Origin of the sequence: Clostridium sp. UBA2485 (assembly GCF_002341865.1) — a bacterium.
GTDB lineage: Bacteria > Bacillota > Clostridia > Clostridiales > Clostridiaceae > Clostridium_J.
In genome coordinates this window covers 33,890-54,832 of the sequence record NZ_DDOV01000020.1, presented here as the reverse complement: position 1 = coordinate 54,832, position 20,943 = coordinate 33,890, and the positions used below count along the sequence as shown (strand labels likewise).

The window sequence follows — 20,943 nt, the reverse complement described above, 5'->3', positions numbered from 1 at the left end:
ATGTTATCATAGTTTACTCATAAATGCAAATATTTTTTTCCTATAATTAAAACTTATATAAATTTATAGGGATCTTGCATTTTTTCTGATATGTATACTTTGTTATTAAAGTTATTTTCTCTAAGTAATTTTTTGAAAATTTTTCCAAAATCTATCATTGGTGGCCATTCTGTAGCAAAATGCCCAGCATCTATGATAGCTACATCTTCCTCTTTTATATCACTTACATAATGATATGTAGTATCCCCTGTTATAATACAATCTGCACCTTTAGCTTTACTTATAGCAAAGAAATCTTCTCCACTACCATTTACTACTGCAATAGTACTGACTTCTTTATTCTCTTCACCTACATATCTTATAAAAGGTGTATTGAAGCTAACTTTAACTTTTTCACATAAATCTTTTAACTTAACTGGTGTTTCTAATTTTATTAATCTTCCTATTCCATTTTTCCCATTGTTATACTCTGGCACTAACGTATTTTCTATAATAGCAAACTTATCATATCCCAGCATCCTTGTAGCTATATCACTAATTCCATCTTCAACAGAGTCTAAATTTGTGTGGCTTGAATATACATTTATATCATTTTTAATTAATTTAATTATTTTCTTACCTAAAAGATTATCTGTAGTTATTGTTTTAGGCTTTAAAAATAATATTGGATGATGAGTTAATATAAAATTACAATTTTTCTCTATTGCTTCTTCTATTACCTCTAATGTAGCATCTAGCGCAACTAATATAGAAGTTACTTCTGCATTACTATCTCCTACCATTAGTCCTACATTATCATAGTCTTCCTTCAATTTGCTTGGGGCATAGCCTTCCATTATTCTTATAATATCTTTTACTTTTAAAGACATTGTAAAAACTCCTTTAGCTTTATAATTATTTTCTCTAATTGTTCTTTTCTTTTTATAGCACTTTCAGTTTCTTGATTTAAGCCACTGTAAATCTTAGTATATTTATCTAACTTAAATACTAAATATTCCTTCATCACAGGATGTTTCTTCTTTATAAGAGTTTCACTAACTTCATAGTATATAGCTTGTGTTTCTTTAATTTTATTATCATATTTAACTTTAAAAATTTCATAAAATTTATCTTCTTCTTTTACTAGTTCTTCATCTATTATTTTGTATCCACTTTTATAAATATATTCCCTTAACACCTCTGGATTTTGAACAGGCTGAAGTATAGCATAATCAAGATTTTTAAAAACTTCTTTGCTTTCTTCAATTATATCTCTAATTAAGTTTCCTCCCATACCTGCTATTATAGCTGCATCCACTTCCTTAGGTTTTACAGTAGTAAGTCCTCCACCTAATCTACAACTTATCTTATCCTGCAAATTATAATCACTGACATTTTTTTTTGCCTTTTCTACAGGACCACTATTGATGTCAGAAGCTATAGCTTTTTCTATAATATTATTCTTAATAAGATAAATTGGTATATAGGCATGGTCTGTTCCCACATCTACAATGGTGTTAACATCTTTTATCATTTCACCTACGGTTTTTAATCTATCGCTTAAGTTCATTTCCGTCATCCTTTACACTGCTATTAATAACATTCTTATTTGCATATATAAAAATACTGATGCTACCGCTAAGGCTATATATAAATATCTATAGGCTGTTTTTTTATCATATTTAGCACAAAAATAAGAGGCATAATACATACAAAACAGCAATCCCATATTTAATCCTCCATAAGTCATTTGTGTAAAAGTAAATTGCTTAGGTGTGCCCATGACTACTGGTCTAAGCTTGGCATCAAAAGTTATTGGCATTACATCTGGCAATCTTTGAGTTACATATAAAAATAATGGATTTATAGTAAGTATTATAATAACAATACTCGTTAAAAATAATGGTAATTTATACTTTATATTTTTATATAACTTATTTACCTTATTAAACTTTGTTTCCCAATCCATTAAGTAAATACCATTCTTATTTAATAAACCTTCTACTGCAGACACATCTTCTGGAGAAATTGCAATGTTGCAATCCTGTGTTTTTAAATATATAACATTTTTATTATTAGTCACAAACATTCTTGTAGTACCAACTTTTTTAACTACAGTTCTACCTAATGCAAAAGTATTTGTTGCAATCCCTGATAATTTTACACCTTTAATTTTACCACTTAATTTTGTATATCCTTCTATATCTTTTAATGGGATTTCTATCTTCTTTAATCCATTTAGACCATTAATTATTAATTTGTCTTCATATAGTTCATATTTTAATGATAGCCATAAAAATATATAATAAAAGTAATATAAATTACAAGCTACAATCATTAATCTTAGTAAATTTATAACTACATAAGAGTGCATATTATTTATCAAAATTACAAGCAAAACATTGTACAACAATGCTAGTAGCAATATTGAGATTACTTCTTTATCTTTTTTAGAAGTAAATACCGTCATTTTATCACCTTCTTTGCTCAAATTATACCATAAAATCCATAGATGGTAAATTTAATTATATTTTAACTTTATGTATAATAGTGTTAAAAAAAGAACACCAAGATGGTGCTCTAATCTAGATAATCTTTTAATTTCTTACTTCTACTTGGATGCCTTAACTTTCTTAAAGCTTTAGCTTCTATTTGTCTTATTCTTTCTCTTGTTACATTAAATTCTTTACCAACCTCTTCTAAGGTTCTAGCTCTTCCATCATCCAATCCAAACCTTAATCTTAAAACCTTTTCTTCCCTTGGAGTTAATGTACGTAATTGACTTATTAGTTGTTCTTTGAGCATAGTAAAGGCAGCTGCTTCTGCTGGCGCTGGAGCATCATCATCTGGAATAAAATCTCCTAAATGACTATCTTCCTCTTCCCCTATCGGAGTTTCAAGTGATACTGGTTCTTGAGCAATTTTCATAATCTCACGAACTTTATCTACTGACATATCCATTTGCTTTGCAATTTCTTCCGGTAATGGTTCTCTACCTAATTCCTGTAGTAATTGTCTAGAAACTCTTATAAGTTTATTAATAGTTTCAACCATGTGTACTGGTATTCTTATAGTTCTAGCCTGATCAGCAATAGCTCTAGTTATTGCCTGTCTAATCCACCATGTAGCATAAGTACTGAACTTATAACCTTTTCTATAATCAAACTTTTCAACAGCTTTAATAAGACCTAAATTACCCTCTTGAATCAAATCAAGAAATAACATTCCTCTTCCCACATATCTTTTAGCAATGCTTACAACCAGTCTTAAGTTAGCTTCTGCTAATTTCTTTTTCGCATAAGCATCGCCTTCTTCAATTCTCTTTGCAAGTTCTATTTCTTCTTCTGATGATAATAGCGGTACTTTACCTATTTCTTTTAAATACATTCTTACTGGGTCATCTATAGTAATACCTTCTGGTATAGATATATCTATTTCTTCTTCCTCTTCTTGAAGATCTCCCACAACATCTATTTCCATTGATTCTAATACTTCATATATTTTTTCAATTTGCTCTGGGCTTAAATCTATTTCATCAAGTTCATCTATTATTTCTTTATACGTTAATGAACCCTTCTTTTTACCTTTTTCAATCAGCTTTTTAACTACAGTTATTTTTGTATTTTTATCTTTCATTACATTACCTCCCTTCATCAACTTATATGTTTTTTAATGCCTTTTGTATATCAATTAACTCTTGTGTACACTTTAAAGACTTCTCTACAAGGCCTTTAGATTCATACTGTTTAATTTTATTCATAACTTCTTTTTCCGACTCCTCTAACCTATATTTTTTAATCATCTTGATACAATCATGAATCATTTTATCAAGGTCATACTTATCTCCACTTATTTCATATTCCATCAAGTTAATAAATTGTTTTGTAGTTTCACTATCATTACAGTTATTCTCGATATGTTTTAATTTATCTTCATAGGATAAATCATTAAATTTTAAAATTAAATCATAAAGTGTTTTATGACTGTAAGATACAAAACCACAATCCTTTAATTCATAAGATATAAAATTAAATTTATCAGTATCTGTTAACATAAACTTAAGTAATATTCTTTCAGCCTTAATATGAGCTGGCTCTATATATAGATTTTGCCCATAATTATGCTGTATATTATCATTTTTTTCATTTTGTTTGATTTTTTGGTTAAATTCGTCACTTAATAACTCTTCTTTTACTTTAAGTTTCTCTGCAACTTGTTTTATATATATATTTTTTTCAAAATCACTTAAGTCTTTTATTATTTCTAATACTTTATTTTTATACCTTATTATCATTTCATTATCTGTAAAATTTATGCCTTCTTCTACTTTTTTGATTTTGTAATCAACAAGTGGCATAGCTTCATTTATTAATGCCTGAAAGGCTTCTTTGCCGTAAGTCTTTATGAACTCATCTGGATCCTTTCCACTTGGGACTGATAAAACCCTAACATCAAATCCAGATTTTTTTAGTATGTCTAGTCCTCTTAAAGTAGCCTTTTGACCTGCTAAATCCGCATCATAGGAAATTATTGCCTTGTCTGCATATCTTTTTAATAACTTTGCTTGTTGCTCCGTTAAAGCAGTCCCCAAAGTTGCCACAACGTTAGTTATACCTTGTTGATGAAGTGCAATACAGTCCATATATCCTTCAACAATAACAACTGTTCTATTCATATTTTGTTTTATGGCAAAATTTAAACCATACAAGTTGGTTCCTTTTAAAAATAAAGGTGTTTCTGGTGAATTTAAATATTTAGGCTTTGAGTCATCTAAAACTCTGCCTCCAAAACCAATAACTACACCCTTATAATCAAAAACTGGAAAAATAACTCTATTCCTAAAACGGTCATAGTAGTTGCTCTTTTTACTTTTAATAATTAGTCCTAGATCTGACATCTCCTTATCACTATAACCTTTTCCCCTTAAATAGTCTCCGAGTGCGTGCCATTCATCTAATGCAAATCCAAGTCCAAATTTTGTCATAGTTCTTTCATCCATAGACCTATTCTTTAGGTACTGGAAAGCTTTTTTATTTTTTCTTAAATTTGCATAGAAGTATTTAGCTGCATCTACATTTAACTTTTTCATTTTTTCAAACTTATCTTTTTTAGCTTTATTTAAATTGCTTTTTTCCTCTACCTCAATACCAACCTTTTCAGCCAAAGCTTTAACTGCTTCAGGAAAACTCTTATTTTCAACTTTCATAATAAAACTAAATACATTTCCTGCTTCTCCGCAACCAAAACATTTATATATTTGTTTATCCTGAGAAACAGTGAATGATGGAGTTTTTTCACTATGAAAAGGACAATTTCCTATGAAATTTCGTCCTGATTTTTTGAGTCTTACTTTTTCTGATATTACATCAATAATATCTGTTTGTTCTTTTACTTTTTGTATGACTTCTTCTGAAATCACTAAATTATATCCCACCTTTTAATTTTACACTTTTGTCATTTTCGACAAAAAAGTATAAAATCCTTCTTTTTTCTTATAAGTTTTTATAAAATAAACTTTTTTACTTTTTATATATTCTTTGTAAATTAGATTTTTCCTTCAAAAATGCAAATTTTTGTAGTTTTATAATGTCTTAGTAAAATTATAAATTATATATAAATGCTTTGTTTGGGCACATATAAATCATTAAAAAGCTGTAAACAATACTCATCGCTCATGCCTGAAATATAATCTGCAACACCCTGTTCAAGCCCTTCATTATTCGCAATGGTCTTATAAAAATATGGCAGTTTTTCTGGATGTTTGTAAAAATATGAATATACATGCTTTAAAACAAATTTTGCTTTTTCTCTCTCTACTTTTAAAATATTTCCTTTATATATATTTTTAAACATAAAATTCCTAAGTTCACCTAAAGATTCTTGTACTTTATTTGACAATGCAACTTGAATATTATTATTTTTAATGTTTTCCAAAGTATTATAAATACAGTCATTGACCAAGCTTTCAATTCTATTGCTATGATTTTTTCCTAAAACTTCTATAACTTCTCTTGGCAAGTCACTTTCACGGAGAATTCCTGCTCTTATAGAATCATCTATATCATGATTCACATAGGCAATTTTGTCACTATATTTTACTACTTGTCCTTCCAAAGTACAAGCCCCTTTTGATTGGGAAGAAAATCCACTATGATTCAATATTCCATCTATAACCTCATAAGTTAAATTTAGCCCTTTCCCTAACTTTTCAATTTTTGTTAAAACTCTAACACTATTTTCATTATGTTTAAACCCTTGAGGTAATAATTCATTTAAAACCTCCTCACCATTATGCGCAAAAGCAACATGGCCTATATCATGCCCTAGTGCAATAGCTTCTATTAAATCTTCATTAAGTCCTATACCTTTTCCTATAGTTCTAGCGATTTGACTAACTTCTAAAGTATGAGTAAGCCTAGTTCTATAGTGATCATTCCAAGTTTTAATATACACCTGAGTCTTTAATTTTAATCTTCTAAAAGATTTGCAATGTATTATTCTGTCTCTATCCACCATATAATCGGTTCTCATTTCATCTTTATTTTCCTTAATTACTCTTCCTTTAGAGTTAATTGATAATGCTGCATAAGGATTTAGAATAAGCTCTTCATTTTTTTCTATTCTTTCTCTTATGTTCATCCATCACTCCTCCTAATAATTTAATATATAGCTATTTAGTTTTCTAATTGTACCTATTCAATTCACAGTTCAACATTCGCAATCCGTAAAGTATTTATCCTTATAAAATTTATAATTAATGATTGTTAATGAATAATTGTGAGCTTTCTATTTCAGATTGTTTATTGATTAAAGTTATAAATCAAACTATCAAATTAAGCAGTTATATTGAGCTATACATTAAATTTCAATGTATTATATATATATTCTCCTTTAAATACCAATGATATTCAAAAGGTGAAAATCTGTTTATTCATTTTAAATTATAATCTTTTTAGGTTTCTAAACTTGACTATTTTACACACTCATATTTAGAAACCTAATTATAAACTACCATGAAAACTTTATATAATTTTAGACTTTATAACATAACTTTTATATTATAACAGTTTAAATTTAACGAATTTTTAAACTGTAAGTGTCTATAGAATATTCGCCTCTTTAAATGTAAAACCCTTTATTTATGTATTTAAACTTTTTTATAAGTATTTTTAATATTGATGTATATTAATGTTTTTTCCTTAATATCCTTATAATGTAATGTTTAAAGGAGAGTGTTATGATGACTACTGCAACAATTTATAAAAATAATATAGAATTATTGTCTGAAAATAATGTAAAGAAACATGTTTTGCCTCATTATAATTTGAATAATGCTATAGTGGAACAGGTAAAATTAAAGAATACTGACAAGCAAAGAGCTGTTTATATGATAGAGAATGGTGAAGATAGATATTGTCTAAAAAAAGTTTACTATCCTGTTGAAGAACTCCTTTTTGTGTATTCAGCTATAGAATGGTTATATCGTCATAACATAAATGTTCCTAGAATATTATCAACTACAAATCACGGCAGATATGTTGTTTACGAAAATATGTTATTTATATTAACTTCTTGGGTAAATGGTGATAAATGCGACTTTGACTCAGTTTATGAAATATTATTAGCTTCTTCAAATCTTGGTAAAGTTCATGACATTAGTAAAAATTTTGAACCTATATTAGGTAGTAAGAATAAGATTGGATGTAGCAGTCTTTATAATTCTATAAATAAACACTTTAATAATTTGCTTATGTATTCTAACCTAGCATATAAATATCATGATAACTACTCTAAGATTTATCTTAAGAACTTCGATACTAACATAAAACTTGCTAAAATATCTCATAGTATAGCAATTACAATTAAAGAAGAGGATTTAACAGCTTCACTTTGCCATAACGATTATGTTAGTAAAAATCTTATAGTTGATGAAGATGATAATTTATGGCTTATAGATTTTGACAAATGCAAAATTGATTACTGTGCTCTAGATATCTCCTATTGCCTAAGAAGACTTTTAAGAAAAGAAAAAAATAGATGGGGTTTAGATTTAACCATAAGTTTTTTAAATACTTATGAAAAACATAACCCTTTAAATCTTGAGGACTATAAATATATTTTAGCTTATTTAAGCTTTCCACAAAAATATTGGAAAATATCTAGAGATTACTATGCTAACATTTCAAAATGTAATAGAAAAGCTTTTGTATCCATGCTAAAAAAATCTAATATATATATGGAAGACCAATTAAATTTTTCCTTTGGTTTTAAATGTTATATTGAAAAAAAATTCAATACAAAACTTTAATCAATAAAGAATTGAAAACGGACAATTGACAATTATGGTGGAAATTAGTTTAATTAAAACTAATTTCTTTAATAGATTTTTTTGTTAGGAACATAATTGCTAATCCTTTATAAGAAATTGCTACGTCACTTCAAAAAAGAAATCAATTGAAAGCTTTTCTTACAAAAGAGAAGTATCAATAATTCTCTTTTGTCAATTGTCAATAGTCAATTTATTAAAACACCTTCAGCTTTTTAATACAATAAATTAATATACTTCTACTTTTAGTATGATATACATATATATTATACCTTATTTGTGAAAACATTAATCGAGACTTAGTTTTATTCAATTTAAAAAGCGTGGTAAAAACCACGCTTTTTAATATTATTTTCTTGGATTTTTAATTTGTGCTTGAGCTGCTGCAAGTCTTGCTACTGGTACTCTAAATGGTGAACAAGACACATAATTTAATCCTATATCATGGCAGAATTCTACTGAAGATGGATCTCCACCGTGTTCTCCACATATACCAACTTTTAAATCATTTCTTGTTTTTCTTCCAAGTTCAGTAGCCATTTTAACAAGCTTACCTACACCAGTTTGATCTAGTTTTTGGAATGGATCAAATTCATATATTTTCTTATCGTAGTAATGTTTTAAGAAATTTCCAGCGTCATCTCTTGAGAATCCAAATGTCATTTGAGTTAAATCATTTGTTCCAAATGAGAAGAATTCAGCTTCTTTTGCAATTTCATCTGCTGTAAGTGTAGCTCTTGGAATTTCTATCATTGTACCTACTAAGTATTTAAGCTCTATTCCACTTTCTTCTATTATTTCATCTGCTGTTTTAACAACTATGTCTTTAATATATTTTAATTCTTTAACTTCTCCAACAAGTGGAATCATTATCTCTGGTATTATATTATGACCTTTTCTCTTTTTAACATCTATAGCCGCTTCTATTACAGCTCTAGTTTGCATTTCTGCAATTTCTGGATAAGATACAGCAAGTCTACATCCCCTATGTCCCATCATTGGATTAAACTCATGTAATGAATCAATTGTACTCTTTAATTCTTCATAAGTTATTCCTAAATCTTTTGCTAATTCTTCTATATCCTCACGGTCTGATGGTAAAAACTCATGTAGAGGTGGATCTAAGAATCTTATAGTAGCTGGTCTATCTTCTAATTCTTCATAAATTCCAATAAAATCTTGTCTTTGCATTGGCAATAATTTAGTTAGAGCTTTTCTTCTTTGCTCTTCAGTTTTTGCAACTATCATCTCTCTAACTGCCATTATTCTATCAGCATCAAAGAACATATGCTCTGTTCTACACAATCCTACACCTTGCGCTCCAAACTTAATAGCTTGAGCTGTATCTCTTGGTGTATCTGCATTAGTTCTAACTTTTAACGCTCTAATTTCATCAGCCCATCCCATTAATATTCCAAAATATCCACTAATTTCTGGTTCAACAGTTTTTATTGCTCCAGCATAAACATTACCAGTGCTACCATCTATTGAAATGTAATCACCTTCATGATAAACAACTCCTGAAGCTTCAAAAGTTTTTGCTTCTTCATTAACCTTTAAATCTCCACATCCAGCAACACAGCAAGTTCCCATGCCCCTAGCAACAACTGCAGCATGAGAAGTCATTCCTCCTCTTACTGTTAATATACCTTCGGCAGCAATCATACCTTCTATATCCTCTGGTGAAGTTTCAAGTCTTACAAGGACAACTTTTTCTCCTCTATCTTCATGAGCTTCTTTTGCATCTTCAGCAGTAAAATAAACTTTACCACAAGCTGCTCCTGGAGATGCTGGTAATCCTTTAGCTATAACATTAGCTTTTTTAAGTTCTACACTATCAAAATTTGGGTGTAATAGTGTGTCTAGTTGTTTTGGCTCAACTTTTAAAACAGCTTCTTCTTTAGTAAGCATTCCTTCTTCTTCTAAATCAACAGCTATTTTTAAAGCAGCTTGAGCTGTTCTCTTACCATTTCTTGTTTGTAAGAAATAAAGTTTTCCTTCTTCTATAGTAAATTCTAAATCTTGCATGTCTCTATAATGGTTTTCTAATTTGTTTGCAATCTCTAAAAATTGATTATATATTTCTGGCATGTCTTCATGCAATTTTGATATAGGATGAGGAGTTCTAATACCAGCAACAACATCTTCTCCTTGAGCATTCATTAAATACTCAGCAAATATTTTCTTTTCTCCTGTTGCAGGATTTCTAGTAAATCCAACTCCTGTTCCTGATGTTTCACCTTTATTTCCAAATACCATTTCTTGTACGTTAACAGCTGTTCCCCAATTTGATGGAATATCATTAAGTCTTCTATAAACTATAGCTCTTGGGTTATTCCAAGATCTAAATACTGCAGTAATAGATTCTATTAGTTGAACTTTCGGATTGGAAGGAAAATCTTCTCCTTTTTCCTTTTTATAGAATTCTTTAAATCTCTTAACTAATTCTTTTAGGTCATCTGCATCTAACTCAGTGTCAAGTTTAACACCTTTTGCTTCTTTGATTTCATCCATAATATCTTCAAAATGTTTCTTTTCAATTTCCATAACAACATCTGAAAACATTTGAATGAATCTTCTATATGAATCATATGCAAATCTAGGATTTCCAGTTTTTTTAGCCATAATTTCCACTGTTTCATCATTTAAACCTAAGTTTAATATTGTATCCATCATGCCTGGCATTGAAGCTCTTGCACCGGATCTAACTGATACTAATAGTGGATTTTCTAAGCTACCAAATTGTTTTCCTGTAAGTTTTTCCAGCTCTCCCATCCTGCTATGTATTTGTTCAACAACTTCTTCTGAGATTACTTCATTATCTTCATAATACTTATTACAAGCTTCTGTTGTAACAGTGAATCCTTGAGGTACTGGAATGCCTATACTAGTCATGTCTGCAAGGTTAGCACCCTTTCCTCCAAGAAGATTTTTCATTGCTGCATTCCCTTCTTTAAAAAGGTATACATACTTTTTAGTTTCCATCTTAACAACCCCTTAAAACAAAATATATAGCTAAATAGGCGGAAAATTAATTATATTTTAAATATTTTTTTAATTTCCTCTACCTACCTTCACCCATTTTTACAAAAAGCATAGTTATATTTGTTTTTGAAATTTTCCCAACAATTTTATGAATTTCTTTTCCATTCATAAATTCCTTTCTTACCACCGGTAAGCAATCAACTTCATGTTCTATAATTTTTTTAGCAGCTTGATATGCTGTATCTTCTTCTTCAACTATAATTATATTTGGCATTCTAGTCATAATAATACCAACAGGTACCTTATGTATATCCGCTGTCCCCATTGCTGTTTTTATGAAATCCTTTCTAGATGCTGCACCAACTAAATTTCCATCATTCACTACAAACAATGTGCCTACATCATTTAAGAATAAATCTAAAATAGCATTATAAGTTGTAGTGTCCTCTGTTACAACTACTGGTTTTGACATGACGTCTTTTACCTTGATACTTCTTATATAGTCACTACTAAAGCCTTGTGAGGTCTTTTTTGAGTATATATATCCAACTTTAGGTCTTGCTTCTAATATACCAATCATAGTAAGAATAGATAAGTCTGGTCTTAACGCTGAACGAGTTAATCCTAATTTTCCTGCTAGTGCTTCACTGGTAATTGGTTCATTTTCTTTTACTAATTTTATTATTTCTTCTTGTCTTGGTGAAAATTCTATTGTTTTCGCCCTCTTTCGCTTTAAAATTCTAAAAACTTAATGCTATCTTTAAATTAAACATAAGGTAAGATGAATTAAGATTTTATAAATATTTCATCATAGTAATATACTTAATAAAATATTTTTACATTTCAATAAATTGCTCTAATTAACTAATAATTTGTCAATTGTTAGTTAATATATTTTACCATATTTTTCGGAAATGTGCAAATTTTCTGAAATAGTCCCTATTTCATTTTATCATTTGTTTTATTATTTGTTTCAGCATTTTAATTGAACGAAATTCTTTTGTGCTACACTTTTCATATTAAGTATAGCACAAAAAAATGAAGATAGGAAGTCTATCTTCATTAATCATCAAATTTTACTCTATAAGAAAAGTTTGTTTCATGAATATTATTGTCTTTGCCAAAGGATTTATTTATTTTTTCTTTTAAATCCGAAGTAACATCTGTCGCTATATCCCTTGCATCATCCATCACATTTTTCATCATTTTATTTATAACTTCTACTGTTCCGTCAGTTTTTGTTACTTCAATAGTTACTCTACTAATTAATGCTGTTGCAGCCAAAACTGCTAATAATTTAGGATAGATCACTGAAACTGCACCTACAGCTAATGCCCCATTTAAAGGAATATCAAAAACTATTTTATTATTTTTCTTAATAGTAATTCTTGTAGCATTTCCTTTTTCTATTAAAGATTTAATATACTCAATAATTTCATCTTTATCTAAAAAAGTATAGCTTTCACTTTTCTTTTTCTTTTTTTCTTCTTCAATATAAACTAAAGCCTCTAAAACATCTCCATTACATAATTCTAGTACTCTTTTTGCTTCGCTATAAGTAATGTTAACACGTTCTCTTAGCATATCTATTTTTTCTAAAGTTATTTCACTCATTTTTTATACCTGCCTTCTTTATTATTTTTGGATTTTTTCTTCAATGTAATCAAAATGCTTTAACATTAAAAGACTTTTTGGCTTTCTTGTATAATTAGCGTTTATAATAGAGCTTAAAATTTTATTTAGCTCCTTTTTCGCCTCTTCATTTATAGTAACTCTCGGAACTTTTTCAAGTTCTATAGAATTTAAAAATTTTAATATATTATAAGCCAATGCAGTAATGTGAATACCATACGCTTTTTCACATTCATTACAAACCATACCATAATATTGAAAGGATAAATAATTAGAACTTTTAATTTTTCTATCACAAATACTACATTGTTCCAAATTTAATCCGTATCCTGTGGCTCTTAGTAATTTTAGTTCAAAAGTTCTAGTTAGTATTTCCAAATCTGCTACACTATTTTTAATAAGATAAAAAGAAGTTACGAAGTCTTTAAATAGCGTACCGTAATTTTCTTCTTCACAGGCAATATCAATAAGTTCATTAAAATAAGATCCATAAATTAATATTTCAAAATCTGTTAGCATCTGTTGAAATGAGTCTATTATCTTTGCTTCATTTAAGGTATATAGATTTCTTCCTTTAAATACTACATATTCTCCATAACAAAAAGGTAAAGTAGAAGACATAAGTTTACTTTTACTTTTCCTTGCCCCTTTTGCTATAACAGATATTTTTCCTAGTTCTTCACTAAAAAGCCAAACTAGTTTATCATTTTCTTTATAATCTTGCGTTTTTATTACTACTGCTCTAGTCTTAATTATGCTCAATTAATCAACTCCAAGCTCTACTTTTTATATCCTAGCTCCTTAAGCATCATTGGGCTATCTCTCCAATCTTTTTTAACCTTAACCCATAGCTTTAGTACTACCTGATTATCAAAGAACTTTTCTATATCCTGTCTTGAATAAGTAGAAATCTTTTTTAACATACTGCCATTTTTACCTATGATAATTCCCTTATGAGAATCTTTTTCACATAACATATTAGCATCAATATGGTATCTATCTTTCTCATCCTTCTTCATAGAAATAATTTCTACAGCTATACCATGTGGTACTTCTTGAGATAATAACCTTAATGCTTTTTCTCTTATAATTTCTGTTACAATGAATCTTTCTTGTTGATCTGTTATCATATCCTCTGGATAATATTTAGGCCCCTCTGGAAGATAATTAACTACAAGCTCATTAACCTTATCGACATTCTTGCCATTAATTGCAGAGATAGGTACTACTTCTTCAAATTTAAAATACTCAGCATATTCTGCTATAGTTTTTGCTACTCTTTCATTTGGATTTTCATCTATTTTATTTACTAATAAGAATACAGGTACATCACATTCTTTAAGCTGCTCTAATATGTGGATATCTCCTTTATTCATTTCTTCACCTGGTGTGGTTATAAATAAAACAACATCTACTTCACCTAAGGCATCTTTAGCTACATTAACCATATATTCTCCCAATTTGTGTCTTGGCTTATGCATTCCTGGTGTATCTACGAATACAATTTGTGAATCTTCTTTTGTCAATATGGTTTGTATATTGTTTCTTGTAGTTTGTGGTCTACTTGAAACTATGGAAAGTTTCTCTCCCATTATATAATTTAGTAATGTTGATTTTCCTACATTGGGTCTTCCTATAATTGTTACAAATCCTGATTTAAACATTATTTCCTCCTCTATTTAAGCAAATCCTCTTTAGTAAATGCTCCTGGTAATATATCTTCTAAGTTTTTCACCACATATTCATCTTCATTTTTAATTATAATTATTTTTAAATCTTTAGAAGCAAATTCAGCTATTACCTGTCTACATATGCCACAAGGAGTTGTAAAGGTGGACATATCACCTACAACTGCTATGACCTTTATTTCTCTGTGACCTTCAGATACAGCCTTAAATATAGCTGTTCTTTCTGCACAATTAGTTGCACCATAAGATGCATTTTCTATATTACATCCTTCATAAACTGAACCATCTTCTGTTATAACTGCTGCTCCTACCTTAAATTTTGAATATGGTACATACGCTTTTTCTCTTGCTTTAATTGCTGTTTTTACTAATTCTTTATATTCCATGGACTACCTCCAAAATAAATAAAAATATTAATCTCCAAATAAATGTACATAAATTATACCACTATATGATATAATTTCAACTTTTTAATAAACTTATCCTAAAAATTGATATAAAAGCAATGTCAAAAAACATCCAAAGGCAGCTCCAAATAATACTTCCAATATGGAGTGTATCTGAGAATCTACTCTACTTTGTGCTACAATAATTGCTAATAAGTACGACAATATCATAATTAATGGTTCATTTGTTAGTAGAGTTATGGTTGTTGCTATAGAAAAGGCTATAGCACTATGTCCACTAGGCATCCCTCCTTTTAACGGTGTACCTTCATCATAAATAGCTTTAACAACCAAAGTTGCAATACTTACAATTACTAACATTAAAAATATCATATGCGGATCAGAATTTCTTATTTTAAAAAGAATATTTATAGTAAAAGGCATTAATCTATCCCAAAATATTATATACCCCACTAATACAGAATTAAATGCAGTAATTAAAACTGCACCAGCTGCAACATTTTTAGCTATTTTAGCTAATGGATGATAATAGTTAGTAGTAGCGTCTATAGCACATTCTACTGCAGTATTAATCATTTCTGCAACAATAACCATGGTTATTGTTATCGTAGTTATTAAAAGTTCAATTTTAGTTAGGTCATAAAAGAAACATAAGCATAGTACTAAAATAGATACTATCATATGTATTCTCATATTTCTTTGAGTCCTTATAGTATGTATTATTCCCTCAATTGCATAATTAAAGCTATCTACTAATTTCTTGACTCTCATTTTCAATACCACCTTAAAAATTATGACATGTAGATAAACCCACATGTCAATAAATTGCTTTATTCAATTGACAATAATTATTTACATTTTTGAAGAAAAATTTTTGTGTGAAAATTAAAATAATGTATAAGTTAAATTTTCTAAAGTGACTATTCAGTATATTAACCTATTTGTCATTATTTTATTTCAGACGATTAATATTAAACTTATTCAGTATTTCCTCTTCTCTTTTACGCATTAAAACTTTATCTTTTTCCTCCATATGGTCATATCCTAATAAATGCAATATAGAATGTACTACTAGATACATAACTTCTCTTATAAAGGAATGGCCATATTCATCTGCCTGTTCTGCAGCCTTTTCAAGAGATAGTGCCATATCTCCTAATACTAAGTTGCCTTCATTTAAATCACAAAAATCAAATTCGTAGTTTAAATACATTTCCTTAAAGATTTTTCCATCTTCGTAATCAAGCATTGGAAAAGATAATACATCCGTAGCTTTATCTATGTCTCTTTGCTCCTTATTAATTTTTCTAATTTCTTCATTATCTATAAAAATAATACTTATTTCAAAAGGAATGCTAACTTCCTCTTCCTTTAATGTATATTCAATTATGTCTTCTATTTTATTCTCTAGTTCTTCTGTCATTTCAATTTTATCTTGTCTATTATCTAAAAATATCATTTATTACTCCTTCTTTTCTTCTAACTTTAATTTCTCTAGTGGATATTCAATTCTTTCATGATAAATCCCTTTTAATACCTTTAAAAATGATTCTTTAATTTTTTGAAGTTCCTTAAAGGTTAGATCACAATCATTTAATTGATTTTCTGCTAACCTTCCTTTAAATATATTATCCACCATTTGTTCTATTTTTTCTTTTGTAGGATTTGGTATTGATCTTACAGAAGCTTCAACTCCATCTGCTAACATCACAATAGCAGCTTCCTTACTTATTGGTACTGGTCCTTTATATTTATAATCTTCCTCATGTACCTCATCAGGATTTGAACTTTGATTTTTCATAGTTATATAAAAATATTTAACTAGTGAATCCCCATGATGCTGCGCTATAACATCTTGTATAGCAGTAGGTAGTTTATAACTCTTAGCTAACTTTATTCCATCATTAACATGAGAAGTTATAATTAAAGCACTGAGTCTTGGAGAAATTTTGTCATGAGGATTATCTCCACTAAATTGATTTTCCTTAAAATAGTATGGTCTTTCAATTTTACCTACATCATGATAGTACGCAGATACCCTAGCTAGTACTGCATTCGCTCCAACTGCTTCTGCTGCCATTTCAGCTAAATTTGCCACAAGTACACTGTGGTGATATGTTCCTGGTGCCTCCATAAGTAATCTTTTTAGAAGCGGATGATTTGGATTTGCAAGTTCTAATAATTTAATGTTAGTTACTATGTCAAAAATATTTTCTAAAAATGGTAACATTCCTATAGCTAATATTCCTGAAATAATACTAGACATTGCAGTTATTGTTGCTTTTACTATTATCTCTGATATATGATTGCTTAGCGCATATCCTATAGTTAATGTAAATATAAAATTTAATGCCGCTATATAAATACATGAATATAAAATATCATTTCTCTGCTGCACTTTTTTTAATATAATAGGAGCGGCTACAGAGTTTATAACCGCAATAATAGTTATTTCTACATTGAATCGTACAATGATACTTATTAATATTGCATTTAAAACATTAATTGTCATAGATACCTTATCATCAACTAATATAGACAATAATATAGGTACACATGCAAATGGAATTAAATAAGGTGATATAATATATAAAGTCCTTGCAAGTATTAAAGAAATACAAGTAAGAATATTTATAAGCATTACTTTATTAGACTTTTTATAAATTTCTTTACAATTCCATTTTAGATAATACCACTGTATTAATGTTACAGAAAGCAATAATATAAGTAAACTTATATGAAAATTTAATCTTAAAGACTTGTCTTTATTTAATAACCCTAATTCTTTTAGCACTTCAATTTGAGCACCTGTTACCGGTTCACCCTCTTTTACAATGATTTGGTCTTTTTTTATTATAACAGGCTTTACTGCTTTTTTAGCTTCCTCTTTTAGATCTTCTGTTTTATCATAGTCAATAAAAAAATTTGGCTTGACTTGCGAATATCCTATGGCCATTCCTAATTCCTTAACATTCTTAGGAAATCTTGAATTGTTAAATTTTGTAGTTATTACTCCTTGTGCCAAAACTATATCCTCAGGCCTATTTTCATGTATAGTTACTTCATCAAAAATTTTATTAGTTGTACTTATTAAAAAAGTTTTTAATTCATCCAGTTGTTTTTCATCTAAAGAAAGTAAAGCGGCGTAATTTTCGTCAGATAAATTAGAAATTTTTGATGATTTTTTTAGCTCTTGAAGTCTTTTTTCTTCCATATTGGCCTTATTAGCTTCCGATACTGTACTCAGAGAATATTGCTTGTTAATTTTAACTACAGTTTCAAATAAATCTTCAATATTTTTTACTGCTACTTTGCTTATGTTTACATCATAGGTATATACATCTTGAATATGTTTTACAGAGTCTTCAATAAGCCTTTCCGTGGAGATCTGATCTTGAATATCTTTAGGTGCTTTTATATCACTCTTAGCTATATCTCCCACTTCTAAGTCATAAGTTTCTGTAATCATTGAAGTGCTAAGTATAAAATAAATTATTAAAGTAGTAACAACAAAGATACCTCTCTGAGACAATTTAGGTAGCTTAACTCTTTTATTCTTCTTAGAATATTTCATTACATCCCAACTTTCTTTTCTCTAGTTTCTAAAAATCTACTCTAAAACTTCTTCTTTATCAGCAATTTCTTCAATAGCAATATTTTCTTCTGCTATTACTAATAAGTTCACTACATAATTATCTTCCATTTTTTTAATCTCAGGTATTACTTCTAATATACTTACGGATTTATCAAGATTTAAAATTATATTTCTATTTAGTTCTTTTACCACTTCATCTACATCAGTTGGTACTTTCTCTTCCACTATCTCATAATAAGTTTCAGTTTTTATAATTCCCTTGTTATTGTCTATTTTATCATAATTTTCAAAGTCCTTTAAGCCATTTCTTATATAAAATTTTTTATCCTTAAATTTTATATAATAGCTTTTCGACACCTTGCCAGTTCTTTCTCTTTTTAATGTATATTCAGGTACTTCTTTACTTTCTTCATAAAAAGTCTTAGCATATACGGTACCTTCCGCTTTAACATTATATTCTTTTCCTTCTTTGCCTTGCTCCGATTTTATTAATAAATCTCCTTGTTTTACAATTTTACCTGGTTCAACTATAGTCGTGCCTGCTGTTGAGAATATTCTATCCACTTCACCATCTTTAGAAGCTACAATATTTCCTGTAGTTTTATGTTCTCTAATTTTAGGAGGGGCTTGTCGTTCTGCCACTTGTACCATTAATTTAGAGCCCTCTATCCTAGCTTTAACCCACATTACTTCATCATTGTCTTCTATAATTTTTTCTTCTAATTTATATACATCAAAATCTTTTTTAAATGTTCCCCTATCTATTCCATAAGATTTAAGTAACATTCTTATTTCAAAAGGCGATAAATACTTATCTGTAATTATCTCTACCTTCCATATAAAACTACTTAGATAATATAAAATACCTATAAATAATATTAAAGTTATTACTAAAGTTTTTCTTCTTTTAAGTTTTAAAAGCTTAAAAGTAACTCCCTTTCTCTTTAAAACTTTAATTCTACTATTAGTCTTTGCTGCTCCTTCTAAAACAGCATTATAATCTTTTAAACTTATTTCCATAGTGTAGTTTGTTAAACTTCTTCTTTTAACATTTTTAATTACAACATCATTTCTCCACAAAAAATTTATGAACTTCTCCGGCTTTAAACTTTGAACTTCTATAACTAATATTCCATTACCATATTTTTTTATATTATTCATTTTCTCCATATTCAATAGATTTAAACTTTCCAGTTAAAACTATTGTACTTCCTCCTACAAATATAATTTCAAAGTTTCCGCCTAAAATTGTAATTACAGCTATTGAAGATTTTACTTTAACCATTTCTTTTTCAAATAAAATAATACCTTTATGATTTTCTATAGTAATTTCATTATTTGATACTACTGTTATTTTAGGGATGTCCATTATTACTTCTCTAGGAATATCTAACTTATTAGCTAAGCGCTCTGTGGCATTTTGTAATTTATTATTCAAAATAATCACCTCTTATTTTTGTTTAGGTATCTGAAATAAAATAATCTAACATACTGACTTTTTATTTTTTGAAGATGCCTTATATAAATTAAGGCTAATATATATGTTAAATTTTATGATTACTTATCAGAATAAATTACTTTAAAGAAAAAAATCGTAACTTTGTCACGATTTTTTAATTAATATTTAAACTTCAAATTTTTATACATACAAAAAGAACCCAGATAATTCTGAGTTCTTATTTATTCAAATATTCTTTAACTATTTGACTTACAATTTTTCCATCTGCTCTGCCATTTGTACTTGGTCTGACAGCAGCCATTACTTTTCCCATATCTTTCATGCTATTTGCGCCCAATTTTTCCGCTGACTCTCGAACAATTTCTCGAATTTTATCTTCAGTTAACTGCTGAGGAAGGTATTGTAGCAAGATATCTATTTCAGCATTAGTGCTGTCTACTAAATCTTGTCTATTTCCTTTTTCAAATTCTTGCAAAGCATCACGTCTCTGCTTAACTTCCTTAGCTAAAACCTCAATGACTTGATCATCATTAAGACTTGATTTATTATCTTTTTCTACTTGTAATATAGCAGCTTTTGCCATGCTTATCACTGAAGCCTTAAATTTTTCTTTTCCTTTTAAGGCGTTTTTCCAGTCTTCTTGTAATCTATCCTTAAGGGACATAGCCTGTTACCTTCTTTCAAAAATTCTATTTGAATTTTCTCTTTCTTGCAGCTTCTGATTTTTTCTTTTTCTTAACGCTTGGTTTTTCATAGTGCTCTCTTTTTCTTACCTCTGAAAGAACACCAGCTCTTGCACACTTTTTCTTAAATCTTCTTAAAGCATTCTCTAGTGATTCGTTTTCTCCAACTTTGATTTCTGACATTATTAT

At 28.6% G+C, this 20,943-nt stretch carries 20 protein-coding genes; 1 reads left to right on the top strand and 19 read right to left on the bottom strand.

Translation table 11 applies throughout. The features are described 5' to 3' along the window. Positions 1–53 precede the first annotated feature (53 nt). The 6 genes from B3603_RS02815 to B3603_RS02790 form a co-directional block, all read right to left on the bottom strand. Positions 54–869, bottom strand: a complete 816-nt coding sequence (locus B3603_RS02815; protein WP_291560502.1) for a Nif3-like dinuclear metal center hexameric protein — start codon at positions 867–869, stop codon at positions 54–56. Further along, positions 860–1,549, bottom strand: a complete 690-nt coding sequence (locus B3603_RS02810) for a tRNA (adenine(22)-N(1))-methyltransferase (protein ID WP_291560500.1) — start codon at positions 1,547–1,549, stop codon at positions 860–862. Before B3603_RS02810 ends, B3603_RS02815 begins: the two co-directional genes overlap by 10 nt. A gap of 12 nt (positions 1,550–1,561) precedes the next feature. After that, complete coding sequence (locus tag B3603_RS02805; protein WP_291560498.1) at positions 1,562–2,449, bottom strand: PH domain-containing protein; 888 nt, start codon at positions 2,447–2,449, stop codon at positions 1,562–1,564. 110 nt (positions 2,450–2,559) lie between these two features. Continuing rightward, the gene (gene rpoD / locus B3603_RS02800; RefSeq protein WP_414632362.1) at positions 2,560–3,633 is read right to left on the bottom strand and encodes an RNA polymerase sigma factor RpoD; all 1,074 of its coding nucleotides are present in this window, start codon (positions 3,631–3,633) and stop codon (positions 2,560–2,562) included. Positions 3,634–3,637: 4 nt separating this feature from the next. Further along, positions 3,638–5,398 (bottom strand): DNA primase, encoded by a 1,761-nt coding sequence (gene dnaG, locus B3603_RS02795; RefSeq protein WP_291560495.1) that lies wholly within the window; start codon positions 5,396–5,398, stop codon positions 3,638–3,640. A gap of 188 nt (positions 5,399–5,586) precedes the next feature. After that, the gene (locus B3603_RS02790) at positions 5,587–6,618 is read right to left on the bottom strand and encodes a deoxyguanosinetriphosphate triphosphohydrolase (RefSeq protein WP_291560494.1); all 1,032 of its coding nucleotides are present in this window, start codon (positions 6,616–6,618) and stop codon (positions 5,587–5,589) included. Positions 6,619–7,216: 598 nt separating this feature from the next. Between B3603_RS02790 and B3603_RS02785 the strand changes: the two genes are divergently transcribed. Beyond that, a complete protein-coding gene (locus tag B3603_RS02785; protein WP_291560492.1) occupies positions 7,217–8,287 on the top strand; it encodes a CotS family spore coat protein in 1,071 nt (356 codons plus the stop codon). A 366-nt stretch (positions 8,288–8,653) separates the two neighbouring features. Here the strand turns inward: B3603_RS02785 and ppdK are convergent, their stop codons facing one another. The 13 genes from ppdK to rpsU all read right to left on the bottom strand — a co-directional run bounded on the left by ppdK (position 8,654) and on the right by rpsU (position 20,937). Beyond that, on the bottom strand, positions 8,654–11,290 hold the full coding sequence (gene ppdK, locus B3603_RS02780) for a pyruvate, phosphate dikinase (protein WP_291560490.1): 2,637 nt from the start codon (positions 11,288–11,290) through the stop codon (positions 8,654–8,656). 79 nt (positions 11,291–11,369) lie between these two features. Further along, positions 11,370–12,002 (bottom strand): helix-turn-helix transcriptional regulator, encoded by a 633-nt coding sequence (locus B3603_RS02775; RefSeq protein WP_291560604.1) that lies wholly within the window; start codon positions 12,000–12,002, stop codon positions 11,370–11,372. 350 nt (positions 12,003–12,352) lie between these two features. Then, the gene (locus B3603_RS02770) at positions 12,353–12,904 is read right to left on the bottom strand and encodes a DUF4342 domain-containing protein (protein ID WP_291560488.1); all 552 of its coding nucleotides are present in this window, start codon (positions 12,902–12,904) and stop codon (positions 12,353–12,355) included. 21 nt (positions 12,905–12,925) lie between these two features. Then, on the bottom strand, positions 12,926–13,684 hold the full coding sequence (recO, locus tag B3603_RS02765; protein WP_291560486.1) for a DNA repair protein RecO: 759 nt from the start codon (positions 13,682–13,684) through the stop codon (positions 12,926–12,928). Between the two features lie 17 nt (positions 13,685–13,701). Then, complete coding sequence (gene era, locus B3603_RS02760) at positions 13,702–14,586, bottom strand: GTPase Era (RefSeq protein ID WP_291560484.1); 885 nt, start codon at positions 14,584–14,586, stop codon at positions 13,702–13,704. Positions 14,587–14,597: 11 nt separating this feature from the next. Next, positions 14,598–14,996 carry a cytidine deaminase gene (locus B3603_RS02755; RefSeq protein ID WP_039632124.1) on the bottom strand — a complete coding sequence of 133 codons (399 nt, stop codon included), beginning with the start codon at positions 14,994–14,996 and terminating at the stop codon, positions 14,598–14,600. 93 nt (positions 14,997–15,089) lie between these two features. Further along, positions 15,090–15,788 carry a diacylglycerol kinase gene (locus tag B3603_RS02750; RefSeq protein ID WP_291560481.1) on the bottom strand — a complete coding sequence of 233 codons (699 nt, stop codon included), beginning with the start codon at positions 15,786–15,788 and terminating at the stop codon, positions 15,090–15,092. Positions 15,789–15,969: 181 nt separating this feature from the next. After that, the gene (ybeY, locus tag B3603_RS02745) at positions 15,970–16,476 is read right to left on the bottom strand and encodes an rRNA maturation RNase YbeY (protein ID WP_291560478.1); all 507 of its coding nucleotides are present in this window, start codon (positions 16,474–16,476) and stop codon (positions 15,970–15,972) included. Positions 16,477–16,479: 3 nt separating this feature from the next. Continuing rightward, positions 16,480–18,591 (bottom strand): HD family phosphohydrolase, encoded by a 2,112-nt coding sequence (locus B3603_RS02740; RefSeq protein WP_291560476.1) that lies wholly within the window; start codon positions 18,589–18,591, stop codon positions 16,480–16,482. A 36-nt stretch (positions 18,592–18,627) separates the two neighbouring features. Beyond that, positions 18,628–19,773, bottom strand: coding sequence for a sporulation protein YqfD (yqfD, locus tag B3603_RS02735; protein WP_291560474.1), 1,146 nt, complete (start codon positions 19,771–19,773; stop codon positions 18,628–18,630). Continuing rightward, positions 19,766–20,050, bottom strand: coding sequence for a sporulation protein YqfC (gene yqfC, locus B3603_RS02730; RefSeq protein ID WP_291560472.1), 285 nt, complete (start codon positions 20,048–20,050; stop codon positions 19,766–19,768). The genes yqfD and yqfC overlap by 8 nt, the downstream gene beginning before the upstream one ends. Positions 20,051–20,288: 238 nt before the next feature. Continuing rightward, the gene (locus B3603_RS02725; protein WP_291560470.1) at positions 20,289–20,735 is read right to left on the bottom strand and encodes a GatB/YqeY domain-containing protein; all 447 of its coding nucleotides are present in this window, start codon (positions 20,733–20,735) and stop codon (positions 20,289–20,291) included. A 25-nt stretch (positions 20,736–20,760) separates the two neighbouring features. Next, positions 20,761–20,937, bottom strand: coding sequence for a 30S ribosomal protein S21 (rpsU, locus tag B3603_RS02720; RefSeq protein ID WP_003357777.1), 177 nt, complete (start codon positions 20,935–20,937; stop codon positions 20,761–20,763). Positions 20,938–20,943 lie beyond the last annotated feature (6 nt).